Annotated in this window: 16 protein-coding genes; 7 read left to right on the forward strand and 9 right to left on the reverse strand. The window is 72.8% G+C overall.

Features of this window, described 5'->3' with window-relative positions; translation table 11 throughout:
* Positions 1–116: 116 nt before the first annotated feature.
* The 6 genes from ABZ951_RS28340 to ABZ951_RS28365 all read right to left on the reverse strand — a co-directional run bounded on the left by ABZ951_RS28340 (position 117) and on the right by ABZ951_RS28365 (position 9,025).
* Complete coding sequence (locus ABZ951_RS28340) at positions 117–1,739, reverse strand: methylmalonyl-CoA mutase family protein (protein ID WP_344090578.1); 1,623 nt, start codon at positions 1,737–1,739, stop codon at positions 117–119.
* A 247-nt stretch (positions 1,740–1,986) separates the two neighbouring features.
* Positions 1,987–3,105, reverse strand: coding sequence for a hypothetical protein (locus ABZ951_RS28345; RefSeq protein WP_344090576.1), 1,119 nt, complete (start codon positions 3,103–3,105; stop codon positions 1,987–1,989).
* The gene (locus ABZ951_RS28350; RefSeq protein ID WP_344090574.1) at positions 3,105–3,776 is read right to left on the reverse strand and encodes an RNA polymerase sigma factor; all 672 of its coding nucleotides are present in this window, start codon (positions 3,774–3,776) and stop codon (positions 3,105–3,107) included. The genes ABZ951_RS28345 and ABZ951_RS28350 overlap by 1 nt, the downstream gene beginning before the upstream one ends.
* 34 nt (positions 3,777–3,810) lie before the next feature.
* A complete protein-coding gene (locus tag ABZ951_RS28355; protein WP_344090572.1) occupies positions 3,811–4,743 on the reverse strand; it encodes a DUF4328 domain-containing protein in 933 nt (310 codons plus the stop codon).
* 330 nt (positions 4,744–5,073) lie between these two features.
* Positions 5,074–7,161: a glycosyltransferase gene (locus ABZ951_RS28360; RefSeq protein WP_344090569.1), complete on the reverse strand. Its 2,088-nt coding sequence runs from the start codon at positions 7,159–7,161 to the stop codon at positions 5,074–5,076.
* A 232-nt stretch (positions 7,162–7,393) separates the two neighbouring features.
* On the reverse strand, positions 7,394–9,025 hold the full coding sequence (locus ABZ951_RS28365) for a glycoside hydrolase family 20 protein (protein WP_361281012.1): 1,632 nt from the start codon (positions 9,023–9,025) through the stop codon (positions 7,394–7,396).
* A 130-nt stretch (positions 9,026–9,155) separates the two neighbouring features.
* On the opposite strand from ABZ951_RS28365, the gene ABZ951_RS28370 reads away from it, so the two are divergent.
* The 6 genes from ABZ951_RS28370 to ABZ951_RS28395 all read left to right on the forward strand — a co-directional run bounded on the left by ABZ951_RS28370 (position 9,156) and on the right by ABZ951_RS28395 (position 14,449).
* Positions 9,156–9,848: a 2-oxo-4-hydroxy-4-carboxy-5-ureidoimidazoline decarboxylase gene (locus ABZ951_RS28370; protein ID WP_344090564.1), complete on the forward strand. Its 693-nt coding sequence runs from the start codon at positions 9,156–9,158 to the stop codon at positions 9,846–9,848.
* Between the two features lie 237 nt (positions 9,849–10,085).
* Positions 10,086–10,466, forward strand: coding sequence for a succinate dehydrogenase, cytochrome b556 subunit (sdhC, locus tag ABZ951_RS28375; RefSeq protein WP_344090561.1), 381 nt, complete (start codon positions 10,086–10,088; stop codon positions 10,464–10,466).
* Between the two features lie 6 nt (positions 10,467–10,472).
* Positions 10,473–10,949 (forward strand): succinate dehydrogenase hydrophobic membrane anchor subunit, encoded by a 477-nt coding sequence (locus ABZ951_RS28380; RefSeq protein ID WP_344090559.1) that lies wholly within the window; start codon positions 10,473–10,475, stop codon positions 10,947–10,949.
* A 20-nt stretch (positions 10,950–10,969) separates the two neighbouring features.
* The gene (sdhA, locus tag ABZ951_RS28385; protein WP_344090557.1) at positions 10,970–12,724 is read left to right on the forward strand and encodes a succinate dehydrogenase flavoprotein subunit; all 1,755 of its coding nucleotides are present in this window, start codon (positions 10,970–10,972) and stop codon (positions 12,722–12,724) included.
* A complete protein-coding gene (locus ABZ951_RS28390; protein WP_344090555.1) occupies positions 12,724–13,491 on the forward strand; it encodes a succinate dehydrogenase iron-sulfur subunit in 768 nt (255 codons plus the stop codon). Before sdhA ends, ABZ951_RS28390 begins: the two co-directional genes overlap by 1 nt.
* A 145-nt stretch (positions 13,492–13,636) precedes the next feature.
* Positions 13,637–14,449: an alpha/beta hydrolase gene (locus ABZ951_RS28395; protein WP_344090553.1), complete on the forward strand. Its 813-nt coding sequence runs from the start codon at positions 13,637–13,639 to the stop codon at positions 14,447–14,449.
* A gap of 19 nt (positions 14,450–14,468) precedes the next feature.
* Here the strand turns inward: ABZ951_RS28395 and ABZ951_RS28400 are convergent, their stop codons facing one another.
* Positions 14,469–16,031 carry an ABC transporter substrate-binding protein gene (locus ABZ951_RS28400; RefSeq protein WP_344090550.1) on the reverse strand — a complete coding sequence of 521 codons (1,563 nt, stop codon included), beginning with the start codon at positions 16,029–16,031 and terminating at the stop codon, positions 14,469–14,471.
* Between the two features lie 160 nt (positions 16,032–16,191).
* The gene (locus ABZ951_RS28405; RefSeq protein ID WP_344090633.1) at positions 16,192–16,434 is read right to left on the reverse strand and encodes an SCO4848 family membrane protein; all 243 of its coding nucleotides are present in this window, start codon (positions 16,432–16,434) and stop codon (positions 16,192–16,194) included.
* Between the two features lie 157 nt (positions 16,435–16,591).
* On the opposite strand from ABZ951_RS28405, the gene ABZ951_RS28410 reads away from it, so the two are divergent.
* Complete coding sequence (locus ABZ951_RS28410; protein WP_344090548.1) at positions 16,592–17,845, forward strand: D-alanyl-D-alanine carboxypeptidase; 1,254 nt, start codon at positions 16,592–16,594, stop codon at positions 17,843–17,845.
* Positions 17,846–17,860: 15 nt separating this feature from the next.
* Here ABZ951_RS28410 and ABZ951_RS28415 read toward each other — a convergent pair whose 3' ends face one another.
* Positions 17,861–18,769: a YihY/virulence factor BrkB family protein gene (locus ABZ951_RS28415; RefSeq protein ID WP_344090546.1), complete on the reverse strand. Its 909-nt coding sequence runs from the start codon at positions 18,767–18,769 to the stop codon at positions 17,861–17,863.
* Positions 18,770–18,841: the final 72 nt, after the last annotated feature.

The following is an 18,841-nucleotide window of genomic DNA, read 5'->3' on the forward strand; positions in this document are numbered from 1 at the left end:
GGTGGTGGCGGTGCTCAGCCACCACCAGCCCGTCCGGCGCTTGAGGACGCGCCCGCAGGGCGCTCACCGCCGCAAGCCGCAAGCGGCAGGCGGCAAACGGCAGGCGGCGAAAAGAACTAGAAGGCGTCCGCCGGTACGTACGTGCCCCACACCTCCCGCAGCGCGCCGCACACCTCCCCCACCGTCGCCCGCGCGCGCAGCGCGTCCTTCATCGGGGGGAGGACGTTGCCGGTGGTGCCCTCGGCCGTGCTCCGCAGCCGGGCCAGGGCCGCCTCCACCGCCCGCCCGTCGCGCTCGGCGCGCAGCCGCTCCAGGCGGCGGACCTGCTGGGCCTCGATCGCGGGGTCCACGCGCAGTGGTTCGTACGGCTCCTCCTCGTCCAGGCGGTAGCGGTTGACGCCGACGACGACGCGGTCGCCGCTGTCGGTCTCCTGGGCGATCCGGTAGGCGCTGCGTTCGATCTCGCCCTTCTGGAAGCCGGCCTCGATGGCGGCGACGGCGCCGCCCCTGTCCTCGATCCGGGTCATCAGGGCGCGGGCCGCCTCCTCGACGGCGTCGGTCATCGACTCGATCGCGTAGGAACCGGCGAACGGGTCGACCGTCGCCGTCACATCGGTCTCGTACGCGAGGACCTGCTGGGTGCGCAGCGCCAGCCGGGCGGACTTCTCGGTGGGCAGGGCGATGGCCTCGTCGAAGGCGTTGGTGTGCAGGGACTGGGTGCCGCCCAGGACGGCGGCCAGGCCCTGGACGGCGACGCGCACCAGATTGACCTCGGGCTGCTGGGCGGTGAGCTGGACGCCCGCGGTCTGGGTGTGGAAGCGCAGCATCAGCGACTTGGGGTCGCGGGCCCCGAACTCGTCGCGCATCACCCGGGCCCAGATCCGCCGGGCCGCCCGGAACTTCGCGACCTCTTCCAGGAGCGTGGTGCGGGAGACGAAGAAGAACGACAGGCGCGGCGCGAAGTCGTCGACGTCCATGCCGGCGGCGCGGGCGGTGCGCACGTACTCGATGCCGTTGGCGAGGGTGAAGGCGATCTCCTGTACGGGCGTGGCCCCGGCCTCGGCCATGTGGTAGCCGGAGATGGAGATGGTGTTCCAGCGGGGCAGCTCGGCGGCGCAGTACCGGAAGGTGTCCGCGACCAGGCGCAGGGAGGGTTTCGGCGGGAAGATGTACGTGCCCCGGGCGATGTACTCCTTGAGGACGTCGTTCTGGACGGTGCCGGTGAGGCGGTCCGCGGGGATGCCCTGCTCCTCGGCGACGAGCTGGTACATCAGCAGCAGGAGCGCGGCGGGGGCGTTGATGGTCATCGACGTGGAGACCTCGCCGAGCGGGATGCCGTCGAAGAGCACGCGCATGTCCTCGACGGAGTCGACGGCGACGCCGACCTTGCCGACCTCGCCGCTCGCCAGGGGCGTGTCGGAGTCGTGACCCATCTGGGTGGGCAGGTCGAAGGCGACGGAGAGGCCCGTGGTGCCGTGGGCGATGAGCTGCCGGTAGCGGGCGTTGGACTCGGCCGCGGTGCCGAAGCCGGCGTACTGGCGCATCGTCCAGGGGCGGCCGGTGTACATCGTGGGGTAGACGCCGCGGGTGAAGGGGTACGCGCCGGGGGCGCCCAGCTGCACGGCCGGGTCCCAGCCGGCCAGGGCGTCGGGGCCGTGGACGGCCGCGACGGGCAGTCCCGACTCGGTCGTCCGGGTCTTCGGCGCGTCCGCCGTGCTGTCGTCCCGCTCGCGTGCCATGGGTTCCCGCCTCCCGCCGCTGCGTTGCGTCCTGCTCTCAGGATGCTCCGCCGGGCGGCGCGCGGCGGCCCCGACGCGGCGACACGGAAGCGTTACGGCCAGCCGGGCGGCCCGATGCCGGACGGCCGCGGAAGAAGGGGGGCGCGGGCAGAGCCGGGGGAAGAGCCCCGCCCGCGCCGATGCGCCGAGCCGACGGTATGGGGGGAACTCCGGCTCAAGCGCGGCCGATGACCAGTCGGCACATTCCTTACAGCGCCGTGGGGTCGGAAAGCGTCACACCGGGGGCGGGAAGGAGGCCGGGCAGGACGAGCGGGGCGGTGCCGCGGGCGGGCGGCAGCAGCCGGGACTGCTTGCGGGTGGGGTCGGTCCGGCGGGGGTCGCCGTCGTTGCCGGTGCCGCCGGTGAGCCGGCCGCCGCCGAGGAGGCGCTCGCAGCCGGCGGTGACCGCCGCTCTGCCGATGCCCAGGGTGCGCTCCAGGACCCGGAGGTCGTCCTCGGCGACGCTCTTGCCGCGGCGCTGCTGGGCGGCGAGGTAGTCGCGGCAGAGCCGGGCGGTCAAGGTGGTGTCGCCCTTGTCGCCCTTGTCGGCGCCGCTGCCCTGGTCCTTGCCGGGGTCCTTGCCGTTCCGGCCGGTGTCCCCGTTCTGGTCGGGGGTGTCGGCCCGGTGGGGGGTCGCGGAGGGGGCTTCGGGCCTGCCGGTGCCGCCGGGGCTCCGGCCCGCGCCCGGGGTCGCGGACGCGGAGGGGGCGCCGCCGGGCGACGGGCTGCCGTCCCGGCCGTGCGAGGGGGTGGCGCCGGGGCCGCCGGTGGGGCCCGCGGTGGGCGCGCTCTCGTCACCGAGCGCCGACACGCTCGCGGAACTGGCCGGTTCCCCGCCGGCGCGCCCGAAGGGGGCCGGCAGCATGCCCGTGCCGGCGGCGACCGCGACGCCGCCGAGCGTGCAGCCCGCGACGGCCATCGCCAGGGCGACCTTGACGGGCCGCCACTTGCGGAGTACCGCCCGGGCGGCGGCGGGGGGCCCGAGCCGGACCGCGCTCCCGGCGGCCCCGGCGGAGTCGACGCGCGTAGGGGACACGGCGGGAGAGGCCGCACGGGCCGACCGGAAGGCGGCCAGGGCCGCTTCCTCGCCCGGCAGCGGCCCGTCCTGCGCGGCGGGCGCCGGGGTCAGCGAGCGCAGGGCCGCGAGCAGGGGCTCCGCCTCCGGCGGAACGGGAGAAACGAGAGAAGGGGGCGGAACGGGAGAAACGGGAGGAGCAGCCGTGGGCTCGGCGTCGCCGACGGCGGCCGGCTCGCCGCGCAGCAGCCGTTCCGCCGCGTCGTCGTCCAGCCAGTCTTCCAACCAGTCGTACCGGTGGTCGTCCGCCATCACATGTCCTTCTGCGTCCGTGCACGCAATTGCGTCACACCCGCAGAAGCGTTCGCTCCGGGCGTGTGTGACGTCTGTGACCGCCGCTGCCCGGGAAGGGCATCGGCGGACGGCGCTCCGGTGGCCGCCGTCACCAGCTCGGCCAGGCGCCGCAGGCCGCGGTGGGCGGCGGTGCGCACGGCACCCGGCCGCTTGCCGAGGACTCCGGCGGCGCTCTTGGCGTCGAGGCCCACGACCACCCGCAGGACGACGGCTTCCGCCTGGTCCTGCGGGAGCTGGGCTATCAGGGCGAGGGTCCGGTCGGTGCCGAGGGACTCCAGGGCCTCCCCGGCGGTGTCGGCGTCGCCCGCCCGGGTGGCGAGCTCGCTCTCGTCGCCGCCGATGGCCGGGCGCCGGCCGCGCATCCGTATGTGGTCGAGGGCGCGGTTGCGGGCGATCCGGGCGGCCCAGCCGCGGAACCGGTCCGCGTCGCCGGTGAACCGCTCCAGGTCGCGGGCGATCTGGAGCCACGCCTCGGACGCCACGTCCTCCGCGTCGGCCTCGCCCACGAGTGTGCGCACGTACCCGAGCAGGCGGGGGTGCACGGCGCGGTAGACGGTACGGAATGCCGTCTCGTCCCCGCCCTGTGCCGCGCACACCGCGGCCGTCAGCTCAGCGTCGTCCCCCTGCACGCCCTCATCCTGCCCCACTTGGAGAATCCGCGGCTCAGTAGCCCGCGGGGCCGTTGCCGTAAGGATTCTGCGGCGGGCCGCCCCAGCCCCCGGCGCCCGGGCCGGGCTGCACGGGCGGATACCCCGGGGCGCCGTACGGCATACCGCCCATGGGGGCGCCGGCCTGCGGGCCCGCGAGGGCGCGCCGCTCCTGGAGGCCGGAGAGCTGGCGCACCACGAGGATGGCGAGCACGCCGGCGACGATGAGCAGCAGCGTCGAGAAGGCCCCGACGTTCAGGGACGTCTGCAGCGCGCTGACGTCGTCCTTCCAGCTGGACTCCGCGTAGCCCCCGGTGCGGAGCCGGGCGTTGGCGGTGGAGTACATGACCGAGGAGATGGTGCCGCAGACGGCCGAGGCCACCCACAGGGCCCACCAGGCGTTGAGCAGGCCCTTGGGCGCGCTCTGCGGGCCGGCGGGGGCGCTGGCCCGGTAGATGTCGTCGGCGATCTGCTTGGGGAACCAGAGGTTGACGACCGGGGTGAACCAGGAGCCCACGGCCCAGCCGGTGCTCTTGCGGTGCGTCCCGGGCGCGAAGACCTCGGCGTTGATCCGCGCCCTGCGGAACCAGATGACCCACAGGGTGGCGGTGGCGGCCAGCGTCACGTAGCGCAGGATCGTCATCGAGGCGACGAAGTCGTCCGCGTCGTCGATGGCGTCCGCGCCGCCCAGGGTGAGCCCGCCGTCCAGGATGTCCGCCAGCGCCTCGCGCTGCCGGGTCTGCGCCGTGAAGAGCAGGAGCAGGACGACCACGCTGACGCCCAGCAGGACGTTCAGCGCGATCCGCACCCCGCGGCGCAGGTCCACGCCGCCGACGGGCAGGGGCATGGCGGCGGCCGGGTACGGGTAGGGCGGCGGTGCCGCCTGGGGCTGCTGGTTCAGCTGCTGCTGGTAGACGCCGCAGGTGGCACAGCGGCCGTCCGGTCCCACGGTGGCAGCACGGCATTGACCGCACGGATACATCTGGCAGAACCCCCTGGAGACGTGGCCGAATTTTCCGGTTTGACCGGTTCCCAGGCCACTGGGACAACGAGCGTGAGACGCGCTCTTCGGCGCGGACCCCCGCACGTTACGGGGAGGGGACCGGCTCCGTCCAGAAACGGTCCCCGCACCGCCGGTATGACAGTGTGACGGATTCGCGGCCCGTGGCGCTGTAGAAGATGCGGGCCTCACCAGGGTTCGCACCGGACGGCGGCCGGGGCCTCTCCTGTGGGGGGTGGCGGCCCCGGCCGTCCTCCGTCCGGTGTCAGATCCGCGGCCTCACGCGCCCTCGTCCCCGGCCACGTCCTTGACCGTGATCGTCAGGTCGTTGGTCACCGTGAAGTACGGGCGCAGCCGCACTCCTCCGCCGCCTCCCTCGCCGCGCGTCGCCGCCGGGAAGGTGTCGATGCCCTTGCGGTCGGCGAAGTCGCCCTCGATCCGCCCCACGCGCACCAGCGCGGCGCCCGCCGCCGGGCGCACGTACAGATCCCACAGGTCCTGCTCGTCCTCCGGCTTCAGGCGGCGCTGCATCGGCTCGTAGGGCAGGGTGCCGCTGCCGTCGGCGATCGGCGCCCGCACGTCACCGGCCGTGCCGTCGCCGTGGCGCAGCCGGGCGATCAGCTCGGCGCCCTCGCCGAGGGTCGCCGCGCCGTGCAGCGCGAGCGTGACGGTGACGCCGTCGTCGCCCACCCGCACCTCGGTGGCCTCGGCGTGCTCGGGGCGCAGCCAGGTGCGCAGCGCCAGGAAGCCGTCGCTCGTCGGGTACGGCACCCAGGCGGTGACGCCGGCCGCGCCGGTGGCGAGCGGGAGGGTCAGCAGCGCCTTCTGTTCGACGAGCGCGGCGGTCAGGCGGCGGCGCGACTTGTCACCAGCCCGCTCCACGTAGACGTCCCAGCGGCCCTCGGCCAGGGTGTGGGCGGCGCGTGCGACGCGGGCCGTGACCGGTCCCCCGGGCGCGCGGTGCAGGGGGACGCGGACGGCTTCCTTGCCCTTGGTGCCGCGGTGGCGGAGCAGGACGTGGCTGTCGGCGTCGGTGAGCTGCTCGGGGCGCAGGGTGACGGTCAGGGAGCCGTCCGCGTCGACGGCGCAGGAGGCGTCGGGGTGGGCGGTGTCGCCCTGCGGGGCCGGGGTCGCCACGGGCTTGGGCCGGCCGCCGCCGAAGAGGCCGCGCAGCAGGCCCTTCTTCTTTTCCGGGGCCGCTGCCGTGGAGCCCGGGCGCAGTTCCTCGAACAGCTCCTCGTAGCGCTGGGCGATCCGCGAGGGCTCGTAGCGGTGGGCGGTCTCGCGGGCGGCGGCGCCCAGCCGGGCGCGCGTCCCGGCGTCGGCGGTGAGCTTCAGCAGCGCGTCGGCGTAGGCGTCGACGGCGTCGGAGTCGTCGAGGGGGACGAGGATGCCGTCGGTGCCGTCGGTGAGGATCTCGCGCGGCCCGTAGGGGCAGTCGGTGGCGATGACGGGCAGGCCCGCGTGCATGGCCTCGACGATGGTCATGCCGAAGGACTCCGCGTCGGAGGCGACGGCGGCGACGGCGCCCTTGGACCACTCGGTCTCGATGGGCGAGCGGGCACCCATGAGAGTGACGCGCTCGTACAGGCCCAGCTCCTCGATCTGCTTGCGCAGCTTGGCCTTGGCGGGGCCGCGGCCGTAGATCCGCAGGTTCCAGTCGGGGCGCTCGGCGGCGACCTTCGCGAAGGCGGCGATGAGCCGGTCGTAGCGCTTGACGGCGACGAGCCGGCCGGCGGAGACGATCGTCTTCGACGTGCCGTCCGAGGGGGCGGCCGCGGGCGCCGGGACGGCGTTGGGGATGGACAGGATGCGGGCGCGGGCGTCGGGGAGGGCCTCCCGGTAGTGCCCGGCGTCGGCCTCGGAGACGGTGGCGAAGGCGTCGAGCGCGGCGATCGCCGGGTCCATCACGGCGTGCAGCTCGGGGACGTGCGCCTCGTGGGTGAGGTGCTCCTGGCCCAGGCGGAGGTAGCGGTCGCTGCCGTACTCGGTGAGGTAGCCGATGAGCTTGGGGCGGGTGGCGATGACGACGTCGGCGTCGGTGGCGGCGAGGTGGGCGGCCACCCGCTCGTCGGTGAGGGCGGTGGCGGCCATGCGGCCGTTGTCGATGCGTTCGTCACGGAAGACCGCACTCGGCCGCTGGTTCTGCGGCGCCGCGTACTCGTCGCCCTCGGTGCCCTCGCGGAGGTCGACGAGGGGGGTCAGGCGCACCCGGGGGTCGATGGTCAGCTCGGGTTCGTCCACGGGGCGGTTGACGCTGATGATCCGCACCTCGTGCCGGTCCGCGAGGGCGGCGGCGAGGTTGACGGTCGAACGGATCGTGCCGCCGATGCCGTAGGCGTTGTGAAGCAGGAATTCGATCTTCATCGGGCCCTCGTTACAGATGCGCGGGGCACGCCTGGGCGCGCTCCGCCGTGGAGAGATGCGCGGGCGGCCCCGAGATTGCCTTCCGCATCCCGACGACGACGGGGCGCCCCGCATGGTTCAACCCCGAACGCTAAGCCTTGGCGGCACCGCCTCGATACCCCGGCCGCCGGGGAGGACCCCTTCGAGGTCCGCCCCGGCGTTCCGCCGGCAGTCGGGCGCGTCCTTTGCCGGGTCAGCCCCTGAGCCTGCCCGCGAGGCCGGAGAAGTCCTGCCACGAACGGGTCGGCGGGCGGGGGTCCCACAGCCGCTGGGCGGTGGCGGCCAGCGGCAGCCGGATGCCGTCGGCCACCTGCTGGGCGGTCTGGGCGTCGGGCCGGTCGCACCAGACGGCGAACCGGCCGCCGGGGATCCGGTCGGGTCCGGCGAGGTTCCGCGGGGCCGCCTTGCTGCCGCGCAGCACCGCCGGGGACCACTCCTCGTAGATCCGCTGACCGGTCGGGTAGCGGAACTGGTTGGGCTCGCCGAGGACGTAGTAGAGGTACTCGTCGTTGAGGTTGACGACCGTGCGTCCCTCGTTCAGGTACTCCTGGGGGTCGCGCGCGCCGAGCTCCTTGCCCGTCCAGTACTCGACCTCGATGTCCTTGTCGGCGGTGACGACGCCGCCGCGGAAGAAGCCGTCGTTCCACGCCTTGGGCCGCTTGCCGGCGGCGCGGACCACCGCCGCCCGGTCGTTGAGCCAGCCGGTGGCCAGGTCCTGCACGCCCGCCTCGGCCCCGTACTTCTGCCGGGCCAGGGCGGCCAGGCGCGGGTAGGAGGCCTCGGGGTCCTTGACGGTCAGGGCCCGGTATTCATCGGCGCCCAGGTGGAACCAGGGGCCGGGGAAGAGCTGGGCGTACTCGCGCAGCAGGTCGTCCACGATGCGGGCGGCCCCGGGGTCGGCGATGTCGACGGCGCCGCGGGAGGCGGTGCCGGCCGTGTTGGTGAGCTGGAGGCCCGGGTGGGCCTTCATCACGGCGCCGAGGTGGCCGGGCGAGTCGATCTCGGGGACGACGGTGATGTGCAGGGAGGAGGCGAGGGCGAGGATGCGGCGGACCTCGGCCTTGGTGAGGTGCTGCGGGGAGACGACCTCGGGGTGGGACTCGCTCTCGATGCGGAAGCCCTGGTCGTCGGAGAAGTGCAGGCCCAGCTGGTTGAGCTTGAGGTCGCCCATCTCGCGCAGCCGGTCCTCGATCCACCCGGCGGTGAAGTGCTTGCGCGCGATGTCGAGGTTGAGGCCGCGCTGGGCGCGGTCGGGTGAGTCGCGCACGACGCCCTCGGGGACCCCGCCGCCGGAGCGCACGGCCTGCAGGAGCGTGCGGGTGCCGTAGAACACGCCGGGCTCGCCGTCGGAGGTGATCAGGACCTTGCCGTTGCGGGCGGTCAGCTCGTAGCCCTCGGGGCCGCCGCGCTGGCCGGAGCGCAGCGCCAGCTCGATGTCGCCGTCGCGGGCGGGGCCGGCGGCGGTGGCGAGCTTGAGCTCGCCGGCGAGCCGGTTCGCCTCGTCGGCGAGGGGGCCCGCGGTGTCGGTGACGACGCGGGCGCCGGCGGCGGGCCGCCAGCCGGGGCCCGCGGCACCGGCCGCGGACCGCAGGGCGGGGACGGTGCGCGGGATCCCGGCGGGCACCGGGGCCCGGCGGGCGGGGGTGCCCGCGGAGCCGCCGGTGGTGCGGGACGCCTCGGGGGAGCGTGAGTCGTCCCGGGTGGGGGCGGTGGAGCCGGAGTCGTCGCGCGGGCAGCCCATGAGGGTCATGGCGACGGCCAGCGTTACTCCGGCGACGGTTCCCCGTACAACCGCCGCGCGGGTGAATCTGAAGGGCAGTCCCATGGAGCCGAACCTCCTCTATCGGGCACATATGGGGCGAAGGTATGACCCTCAGCCCCACGATGCGTCCACCACGCGCCCGAAACGGTCCCCGTCCGAAGGAAATTCGCGCATCCGTCGGACAGTGGCCGGGATGCGTCGCTACGGTGGCGGCCCAGTTCGACGGCTGCCCCGGCTTTCACCAGACCTTCCCGCCCGGCGCTCCACCCGAGCACGTCACTCGACATTTCGCCCGGTTCCCGGCTGTTTCGGGCCGGAAACCGCAGCACCTGCCGGGAGCCTCCCGCGCCGCTCTCCGAAGGAGACCCCGCTGCACGGTCCCGAACGCCACGGTCTCGACCGCCTCAACTCCGCAGCCCCGGGCGCCGCCGAGGCGGCCCTGCTGGCCTGCTGCGGCAGCCGCCGGTGGGCCCGCCACCTCGCCGCCCACCGGCCCTACCCCGATCTGGGCACGCTGCTGGCCGCCGCGGACCGGGCCCTGCGCGGGCTGGCCCCGGCCGAGCTGGCCGAGGCCCTCGCCGACGAGACCGGGCCCGCCGCCCTGGCCTCGCACCCCGTCCTGCGCCGGGCCCACGCCGCGTACGAGAGCAGATTCGGCCATGTTTTCGTGCTCTGTCCGGACGGGCCCGGCACCGGATCCGGCGCCGGCCGGCCCCCGGCCCGGGTCCTCGCCGCGCTCCGGGCCCGCCTGTCCCGGACCGTGGCCGAGGAGGCCGCCGTCACCGCCGCCGAGCTCGCCCGGCTGGCCCTCGGCCGGCTCGCCCGGCTCGCCTCCGACACCCCCTGCACCCGCGACCACGCGCTCCCCGGGCCCCACGGCGGCTGACCCGAACGGCGCAGACCCCCGGGAAAGCCCAGGACAGACGGGGACGAAGGCCCTTTCCCAGCAGCCCCGGGCGGGCGCGCACTGAGCCGTACGTGCCTGTTTGATCACACCTGACGACCCCGCGACACCGAACCGACAAGGCGTCGCTACGATGGCCAGGGCCGGTGGACCGTACCCGGCCGGGCCCGCTGACAGTGAAGCCGGCAGGCTCTGATCCCCGCTCCCGGAGGGTTTTCCGTGCCGGCTGGAACGCTGTACCGCGGCCGGGAAGGCATGTGGTCATGGGTGGCTCATCGAGTCACCGGCGTCCTCATTTTCTTCTTCCTGTTCGTGCACGTCCTCGACACCGCTCTCGTTCGCGTCTCCCCCGAGGCGTACGACGACGTCGTCGCGACGTACAAGACACCGATCGTCGCCCTGATGGAGTACGGCCTCGTCGCCGCCATCCTCTTCCACGCGCTCAACGGCCTCCGGGTCATCGCGGTGGACTTCTGGTCCAAGGGCCCGCGCTACCAGAAGCAGCTGCTCTGGACCGTGATGAGCATCTGGATCGTGCTGATGGCCGGGGCCCTCTACCCCGTCCTCGGGCACGCCGCACGCGAACTGCTCGGGAGCTGACGTCTGATGTCCGCTGACACCTCTTCCGCGGTCGGCTCCGTCGAGGGCGTGAGCCTCTACGACGTCGACAACCCGGCGCCGGTCATCGAGCCGCCCCGCAAGCGCACCAAGAAGACGCCGAAGTCGACGCGCACCAACTTCGAGCTGTACGGCTGGCTGTTCATGCGGCTGTCCGGCGTCGTCCTCGTCGTCCTGGTCCTGGGCCACCTGCTGATCCAGCTCGTCCTCGACGGCGGCGTCAGCAAGGTCGGCTTCGCGTTCGTCGCCGGCCGCTGGGCCTCACCGTTCTGGCAGGCGTGGGACCTGGTCATGCTGTGGCTGGCGATGCTCCACGGCGCCAACGGCCTGCGCACCGTCATCAACGACTACGCGGAGCGGCCCAAGACCCGTTTCTGGCTGAAGAACCTGCTGTACGCGGCCACGGTCTTCACCATCCTGCTGGGCACGCTGGTGATCTTCACCTTCGACCCGAACATCCGCTAGAGCCCGGGGCTGACGAGACCATGCAGATCCACAAGTACGACACCGTCATCGTCGGCGCCGGTGGCGCCGGCATGCGCGCGGCCATCGAGTCGACCAAGCGCAGCCGCACCGCGGTGCTGACCAAGCTCTACCCCACGCGCTCCCACACCGGCGCCGCGCAGGGCGGCATGGCCGCCGCCCTCGCGAACGTCGAGGAGGACAACTGGGAGTGGCACACCTTCGACACGATCAAGGGCGGCGACTACCTGGTCGACCAGGACGCCGCCGAGATCCTGGCGAAGGAGGCCATCGACGCGGTCCTCGACCTGGAGAAGATGGGCCTGCCGTTCAACCGCACCCCGAACGGCACCATCGACCAGCGCCGCTTCGGCGGTCACAGCCGCAACCACGGCGAGGCCCCGGTCCGCCGGTCCTGCTACGCCGCGGACCGCACCGGCCACATGATCCTCCAGACGCTGTACCAGAACTGCGTCAAGGAGGGCGTGGAGTTCTTCAACGAGTTCTACGTCCTGGACCAGCTGATCAGCGAGGTCGACGGCGTCAAGAAGTCGGCCGGCGTCGTGGCGTACGAGCTGGCCACCGGCGAGATCCACGTCTTCCAGGCGAAGGCCGTGATCTACGCCTCCGGCGGCACCGGCAAGTTCTTCAAGGTGACCTCCAACGCCCACACCCTGACCGGTGACGGCCAGGCCGCGTGCTACCGCCGCGGTCTGCCGCTGGAGGACATGGAGTTCTTCCAGTTCCACCCGACGGGCATCTGGCGCATGGGCATCCTGCTGACGGAGGGCGCCCGCGGTGAGGGCGGCATCCTCCGCAACAAGGACGGCGAGCGCTTCATGGAGAAGTACGCGCCGGTCATGAAGGACCTCGCGTCCCGTGACGTCGTCTCGCGCTCCATCTACACGGAGATCCGCGAGGGCCGCGGCTGCGGTCCCGAGGGCGACCACGTCTACCTCGACCTCACCCACCTGCCGCCGGAGCAGCTCGACGCCAAGCTCCCGGACATCACCGAGTTCGCGCGCACGTACCTCGGCATCGAGCCCTACACGGACCCGATCCCGATCCAGCCGACCGCGCACTACGCCATGGGCGGCATCCCGACCAACGTCGCGGGCGAGGTGCTGGCCGACAACGACACCGTCGTCCCCGGCCTCTACGCCGCGGGCGAGGTCGCCTGTGTGTCCGTGCACGGCGCCAACCGCCTCGGCACCAACTCGCTGCTGGACATCAACGTCTTCGGCAAGCGGGCGGGCATCGCGGCCGCCGAGTACTCGGCGAAGGCCGACTACGTCGAGCTGCCGGAGAACCCGGCCCAGCTCGTCGCCGACCAGGTCGAGCGGCTGCGGAACTCCACCGGCACCGAGCGGGTCGCCGAGCTCCGCAAGGAGCTGCAGGAGACCATGGACGCCAACGTGATGGTGTTCCGCACCGAGCAGACGATCAAGACGGCCGTCGAGAAGATCGCCGAGCTGCGCGAGCGGTACCTCAACGTCTCCGTCCAGGACAAGGGCAAGCGGTTCAACACCGACCTGCTGGAGGCCATCGAGCTGGGCAACCTGCTCGACCTGGCCGAGGTCATGGCCGTGTCCGCGCTGGCGCGCAAGGAGTCCCGCGGCGGTCACTACCGCGAGGACTACCCCAACCGCGACGACGTCAACTTCATGCGGCACACCATGGCGTACCGCGAGGTCGACGCGGACGGCAAGGACTCGATCCGCCTCGACTACAAGCCGGTCGTCCAGACCCGCTACCAGCCGATGGAGCGTAAGTACTGATGAGCACCCCGACGCTCGAGAAGAGCGCGGCCTCGGCCGAGTCCGAGGCCCCCGCGCACCTGATCACGGTCACCTTCCGGATCCGCCGGTTCAACCCGGAGATCTCCGACGAGGCGACCTGGCAGGACTTCCAGCTGGAGATCGACCCCAAGGAGCGGGTCCTCGACGGCCTCCACAAGATCAAGTGGGACCACGACGGGACGCTGACCTTCCGGCGCTCCTGCGCGCACGGCATCTGCGGCTCCGACGCGATGCGGATCAACGGCAAGAACCGCCTGGCGTGCAAGACGCTGATCAAGGACATCAACCCCGCCAAGCCGATCACGGTCGAGCCCATCAAGGGCCTCACGGTCCTGAAGGACCTCGTGGTCGACATGGAGCCGTTCTTCCAGGCGTACCGCGACGTCATGCCGTTCCTCATCACCAAGGGGAACGAGCCGACCCGTGAGCGCCTGCAGACGGCGGAGGACCGCGAGCGGTTCGACGACACCACCAAGTGCATCCTGTGCGCGGCGTGCACGTCGTCCTGCCCGGTGTTCTGGAACGACGGGCAGTACTTCGGCCCGGCGGCCATCGTCAACGCCCACCGCTTCATCTTCGACTCGCGCGACGAGGCCGGCGAGCAGCGGCTGGAGATCCTGAACGACAAGGACGGCGTGTGGCGCTGCCGCACGACGTTCAACTGCACCGACGCGTGCCCCCGTGGCATCGAGGTCACCAAGGCGATCCAGGAAGTCAAGCGCGCGCTGATCACGCGCCGCTTCTGATCCTTTGACGCGCCCCTCGCACGGCGTGACGCGCGGGCCCCGCTCCCCTCACCGGGAGCGGGGCCCGCGCGTTTTCCGGTTCTTTCCCGGTTCTTTTTCCGGGCGCGCTTGACTCTGACATGATGTCAGGTGGGAGTCTCGGGGCATGACACAGAACACCGCCGCCACCGTCTCTCCCCTCCCCGGCCTCCCCGCCCTCGCCACCGCGGTCCGCGGCTCCGGGCCCGGCATCCTCCTCGCGCACGGCGCGGGCGGCAGCATCGCCGGCAACTTCACGCCGATCATCCCGGCCCTCGCCCAGGGCCACACCGTCGTCGCCCCCGACTACCCCGGTTCCGGCGACACCCCGCGCGCGGCGGAGCTCACGCTCGACGACCTCGCCGACGCGCTCGTGGCCTCGGCCACCGAGGCGGGCCTGGAGACCTTCACCCTCGTCGGCTACTCCCTGGGCACCCTGGTCTCCGTACGGGCGGCCGCCCGGCACCCCGAGCGGGTGCGCGGCCTGGTGCTGACCGCGGGCCTCGCCCGGCCCGACAACCGGGCCCTGGCCACCCTGGACCTCTGGCGCAAGCTGCTGGCCGACGGGGACACCGAAACCTTCGCCCGGCTGATCGCGCTGAGCGGCTTCGGGGCGCCGTTCTTCAACGCCGTACCCCGCGCCGAGCTCGGCGTCTTCTACAAGCTGCTGGCGAACGGCGTGCCCGCGGGCGCCTTCGAGCAGGCGGGCGTGGTGCAGGACAGCGACACCACCGGCGACCTCGCGGGGATCTCCGTGCCCACCCTGGTCATCGCCACGACCCTGGACACGCTGGTGACCCCCGACAACTCGCGGATGCTGGCGGACCGCATACCCGGGGCCGAGTACGCCGAGATCGAGGCGGGCCACGTCGTGATGGCCGAGCGCCCGGAGGAATGGGAGCGGCTGATCCTCGCCTTCCTCGCCAAGCACGGCCTCTGAGCACCCGCCTGAGGCCGCCTCAGATGCGGCCCAGCTCCCACAGCCGCCACATGCCCGTGCCGTCCGAGAGGTACTCCGTGCCGGAGATCCGGGAGTAGCCGAGGGTGTACTCCTTCTTCTGCCACAGCGGCAGCAGCGGGATGTCCTCGGCGACGATCTTCTGGATGGCGCGGAAGTCCTCGGCCACGCGGTTGCGCTGGGGGTTCTGCTGGGTCTCGCGGATGAGCCGGTCCACCCGGGCGCTGGAGTAGCCGGTGTGCAGCGCCGAATCCGCGCCCACCAGGGGGGTGGTGAAGGTGTCCGGGTCGGGGAAGTCGGCCAGCCAGGTGATGCAGTACGCGTCGTAGGCGCCCCGCGCGTAGCCCTGCTGGAACTCCTTCCACTCCACGTGCTCGACGGTCACCCGGAACAGCCCGGTGGCCTCCAGCTGCCTCTTCAGCAGGGCCGCCTCCTCGTCGGCGGCGGCCCCTTGGGAGTAGGCGAGGCGGAAGGCGACCGGCTGGGTGATGCCGGCCTTGCGCAGCAGGGTGCGGGCGCGCTCGGGGTCCGGCGCGGGGTAGGTGTCGAAGAACGAGGTGGTGTGGCCGGTGATGCCCTGCGGGATGAGGGAGTACAGCGGCTCGACCGTCCGCTGGTGCACGTCGCGGGCGAGGGCCGCGCGGTCGACGACGGCGGCGACGGCCCGGCGCACCGCGACCTCCTTCACCGGCGAGCCGTCGCGGAGGTTGAAGACCATCGAGCGGGCCCCGGCGCCGGCGTTCTCCCGCACGCGCACGCCGTCGTCCGAGGGGTCCATCCGGGCGAGGTCACGCGGGGGCATCTGGCGGCCGGTGACGTCGATGTCGCGCTGCTTCCACGCCCGGCTCATCCGCGCCGCGTCCCGGAAGTAGTGGATGGTCACCGTGCGGCCCGGGTCCTTGACCGCGCCCTTGTAGTGCGGCCTGGGCTTCAGCTCGGCCCGCTCGCCCGGCCGGTAGTCCGCCAGGAGGTAGGGGCCGGAGCCGTCCGCCTCGTGGCCGGGCCGCAAGCGGTCGGCGGGGTAGCGGGCGTGGTCGACGATGGATCCGGCGCCGGTGGCTATCTTGAACGGGAAGGTGGCGTCCGCGGTCTTCAGGCGGAAGGTCACCTTCCGCCCGGCGGTCTCCACCGACCGCAGCGTCTCCAGCAGCTGCCGGGGGCCCTGCGGGGACTTGATCCGCAGGATCCGGTCGAAGGAGAACTTCACGTCCTCGGCCGTCAGCGGGTGGCCGTTGCCGAACGTCAGGCCGGTGCGTAACTCGCACTCGTACGTCAGCAGGCCCCGGCCCCGGAACGCGCAGTCCTCCGCCGCGTCCGGCACCGGGGTGCTGCGCCCGGGGGCGAAGGTCAGAAGTGACTGGTAAACGTTGCCGTAGAGCGCCCAGGAGCCCGCGTCGTAGCCGCCCGCCGGGTCGAGCGCGGTGACGGTGTCGATGGTGCCGACGGCGATCGGCCGCCCCCCGTCGTCCGAGGACGACGACATACCGCAGCCCGTGACCCCCGCCGCCAGCAGCAACCCTGCGACGGCCCCCGCCGCGACCGCCCGCACCCGGACCCAACGCATCCCCGTGACCCCTCCGCCCAGTGATGCGCATCACTCAAACACACGAACGCGCGTGCGTCCCGGGAATCGGCCAAGTGATCACCGGCGGTCCGGAACGGGCCGGGGAGAAGGGCGCCGCGGGCCCGCGGGGGCTTCGGGCGGCGCCCGTCACACGGTCCCGTTATGACGTGCGCCGCAGCGCCCGGACGCCGCGCAACCCGATGAGTCCGACAGCCGTCCCCAGAAGAAATGAGGTGACCGCCAGCAGCAGGTGGACCCAGAAATACGCCGTCGGCTCGCCCGCGTCGTCAAAAGCGAGCCCGCTGCCGTCCTTCCACAAATTCTTCGCGAAGGTGATCCAGATGAACCAGCTCCACACCCCGAAGGCGAGCAGGAACCAGGACACGGGGCGGGAGAGGGTCAACGGCGTGCGAGGGGCGGCGGAGGTGTCCGCCGGAGAGGTCGGCATGGGTTTCAGTATGCGTTCGGCCGCCGGCACTGGTCCTATCGGGTCCCCACCGGGGGCGCGTGCCGGTGAGGCACCGTCCACGGACCGCGGGCGGCGGGGTACGTTCACCAGCGTGCCGACGACCTCACACCCCCCGCGCCGCGCCGCGACCCGACGCCACCGGGCCGTTCTCGCGGCCACCGTCTCGCTGCTGCTCCCGCTGATGACCGCCGCGCCCGCCCGCGCCGACAACCCGGCCGACGGCAAGGGCGCGCCCAAGGATCCGCCCGCTCAGATGTCGACGGTGGGCGGCGAGTTGCTGGGCCGGGAGGGCCCGCAGGTGCAGCTCGGGCCGGGCGCGCCGGCCCTGCCCAAGGACCTCAGCGGCCGCTCCTGGCTGGTGGCCGACGCCGAGTCCGGGGAGATCCTCGCCGCGAACAACGCCCACTGGAAGATGCCCCCGGCCTCCACCTTGAAGATGCTCTTCGCGGACACGGTGCTGCCCAAGCTCCCCCGCAACCAGACGCGCAGGGTGCTGCCCTCGGACCTGGCGGGCATGGGCGCGGGCAGCAGCGCCGTCGGCGTCAAGGAGGGCTCCACCTACACCGTCCACGACCTGTGGCTGGGGGTCTTCCTGCGCTCCGGCAACGACGCGGTGCGGGTGCTCTCGGCGATGAACGGCGGCATCCCGCGGACCGTCAAGGACATGCAGGCGCACGCGGACGAGCTCCAGGCGAAGGACACCCACGTCGTCAGCCCCGACGGGTACGACGCGGACGGACAGGTCTCCAGCGCCTACGACCTGACGCTGTTCGCCCGCTCCGGCCTGCAGAAGGCGGACTTCCGGGAGTACTGCTCGACGGTGACCGCGCAGTTCCCGGGCGAGGAGAAGCCGGGCAAGAAGCGGGAGAGCTCCACCATCGTCAACACCAACCGGCTGCTGACGGGTGAAGGGCTGCCCGCCCCCTACAAGGGCATGGCGGGGGTGAAGAACGGCTCCACGACGAAGGCCGGCAACACCTTCACCGGGGTCGCCCAGCACGACGGCCGGAAGCTGCTGGTCACGGTGATGAACCCGTCGAAGGCCGAGCTCTACCAGGTCTACAAGGAGACCGAGAAGCTGCTGAACTGGGGCTTCGAGGCGGCCGGGCACGTCAAGCCGGTCGGTGTGCTCGTCCCGCCCAAGGGCGCGACGGACAAGCCGGGCGGCAAGTCGGGCGGCGCCCTGGGCTCGTCGGAGCACGCGCAGGCGTCGGTGGCGGGCGGCACGGGCGGGATGTGGACGGCCGTGGGCATCGCGGGCGGCGTGCTGGCTGTGCTGGCCGTCGCGGGCTTCGTGGTGCACCGCCGTCACCCGCTGCCGGACCGGATGCGCCAGCGTCGCTGAGCCGCCCGGCAGCCCTCAGGCGGCGGACGGGCCGGTCTCCGGCCCCTCCGCCGCCTCGGGGGCCGGCTCCGCGGGGACGTCCCGGGAGAGCGACGGCGTGGCCGTCCACGCGGCGCAGAAGAGCGTCAGCTTCGCCGTGAAGTTGATCCACAGCAGCAGGGCGACCGGCGTGCCGAACGCCCCGTACATGCTCTTGGCCGCCACCCCTTGCAGATAGCCGCTCAGCAGCAGCTTCAGCAGTTCGAAGCCGACGGCGCCGATCAGCGCGCCGACGACCATGCGGCGCCGCTCGGGGAAGACGTCGGGCAGCCGGGAGAGCACGTAGAGCATCATCAGGAAATCGGCGAGGACGGCGATGCAGAAGCCCGCCACCGTCAGCAGCCCGCCGATGCCGTCCAGGTTGGCCGCCTCGACGACCCAGCCGACCGCCGAGGCCGCGAACGCCGAGCAGGCGAACGACAGCAGCGCGACCCCGCCCAGGCCCAGCAGCAGCACGAGGTCCTTGAGCTTGAGGACGACGGGGTTGCCGGGGTCCTCCTCCTTCTCCCACACCGCGCGCAGGCATTCGCGCAGGGAGCCGATCCAGCCCAGCCCGGTGAAGAGCAGCAGGGCGCCGGCGACGACCCCGACCGTGCCCGCGTTGTCGACCAGCGAGCTGAGGTCCAGCTGGCCGGAGATCCCGGGCACCTGCTCGGCGAGCTTCTGCTCCAGCTCGCGCATCTGCTCCCTGCTGAGCAGGGCCGCGCCGATGGCCGCGCCCACGGTGACCAGGGGGAACAGCGAGAGGAAGCTGGTGAAGGTGATCGCCGCGGCGAGCCGGGCCCACTTCACCCGGTCCAGGGTCTCGTAGGAGCGCCACGCGTGCGTGCGCATGAGCCGCGCGATCAGGGGTCCGATCGCCGGCAGCCGGGTCAGCCAGTCCATGGGCCACTCCTACCATCTCGGGGCAGGGTGTACGACTACCCCGAAAACGGCGTCCGACCGGCCGGGAGGCGC

This window comes from Streptomyces sp. NPDC046215 (assembly GCF_040646215.1).
Lineage (GTDB): Bacteria > Actinomycetota > Actinomycetes > Streptomycetales > Streptomycetaceae > Streptomyces > Streptomyces stramineus.

Bases quoted from the DNA above. Each gene is read 5' to 3' on its own strand.
- ABZ951_RS28340 (WP_344090578.1), bottom strand. From the start codon at position 1,739: ATGGCACGCGAGCGGGACGACAGCACGGCGGACGCGCCGAAGACCCGG.
- ABZ951_RS28345 (WP_344090576.1), bottom strand. From the start codon at position 3,105: ATGGCGGACGACCACCGGTACGACTGGTTGGAAGACTGGCTGGACGAC.
- ABZ951_RS28360 (WP_344090569.1), bottom strand. From the start codon at position 7,161: ATGAAGATCGAATTCCTGCTTCACAACGCCTACGGCATCGGCGGCACG.
- ABZ951_RS28365 (WP_361281012.1), bottom strand. From the start codon at position 9,025: ATGGGACTGCCCTTCAGATTCACCCGCGCGGCGGTTGTACGGGGAACC.
- ABZ951_RS28370 (WP_344090564.1), top strand. From the start codon at position 9,156: ATGCGTCGCTACGGTGGCGGCCCAGTTCGACGGCTGCCCCGGCTTTCA.
- ABZ951_RS28380 (WP_344090559.1), top strand. From the start codon at position 10,473: ATGTCCGCTGACACCTCTTCCGCGGTCGGCTCCGTCGAGGGCGTGAGC.
- sdhA (WP_344090557.1), top strand. From the start codon at position 10,970: ATGCAGATCCACAAGTACGACACCGTCATCGTCGGCGCCGGTGGCGCC.
- ABZ951_RS28390 (WP_344090555.1), top strand. From the start codon at position 12,724: ATGAGCACCCCGACGCTCGAGAAGAGCGCGGCCTCGGCCGAGTCCGAG.
- ABZ951_RS28395 (WP_344090553.1), top strand. From the start codon at position 13,637: ATGACACAGAACACCGCCGCCACCGTCTCTCCCCTCCCCGGCCTCCCC.
- ABZ951_RS28400 (WP_344090550.1), bottom strand. From the start codon at position 16,031: ATGCGTTGGGTCCGGGTGCGGGCGGTCGCGGCGGGGGCCGTCGCAGGG.
- ABZ951_RS28415 (WP_344090546.1), bottom strand. From the start codon at position 18,769: ATGGACTGGCTGACCCGGCTGCCGGCGATCGGACCCCTGATCGCGCGG.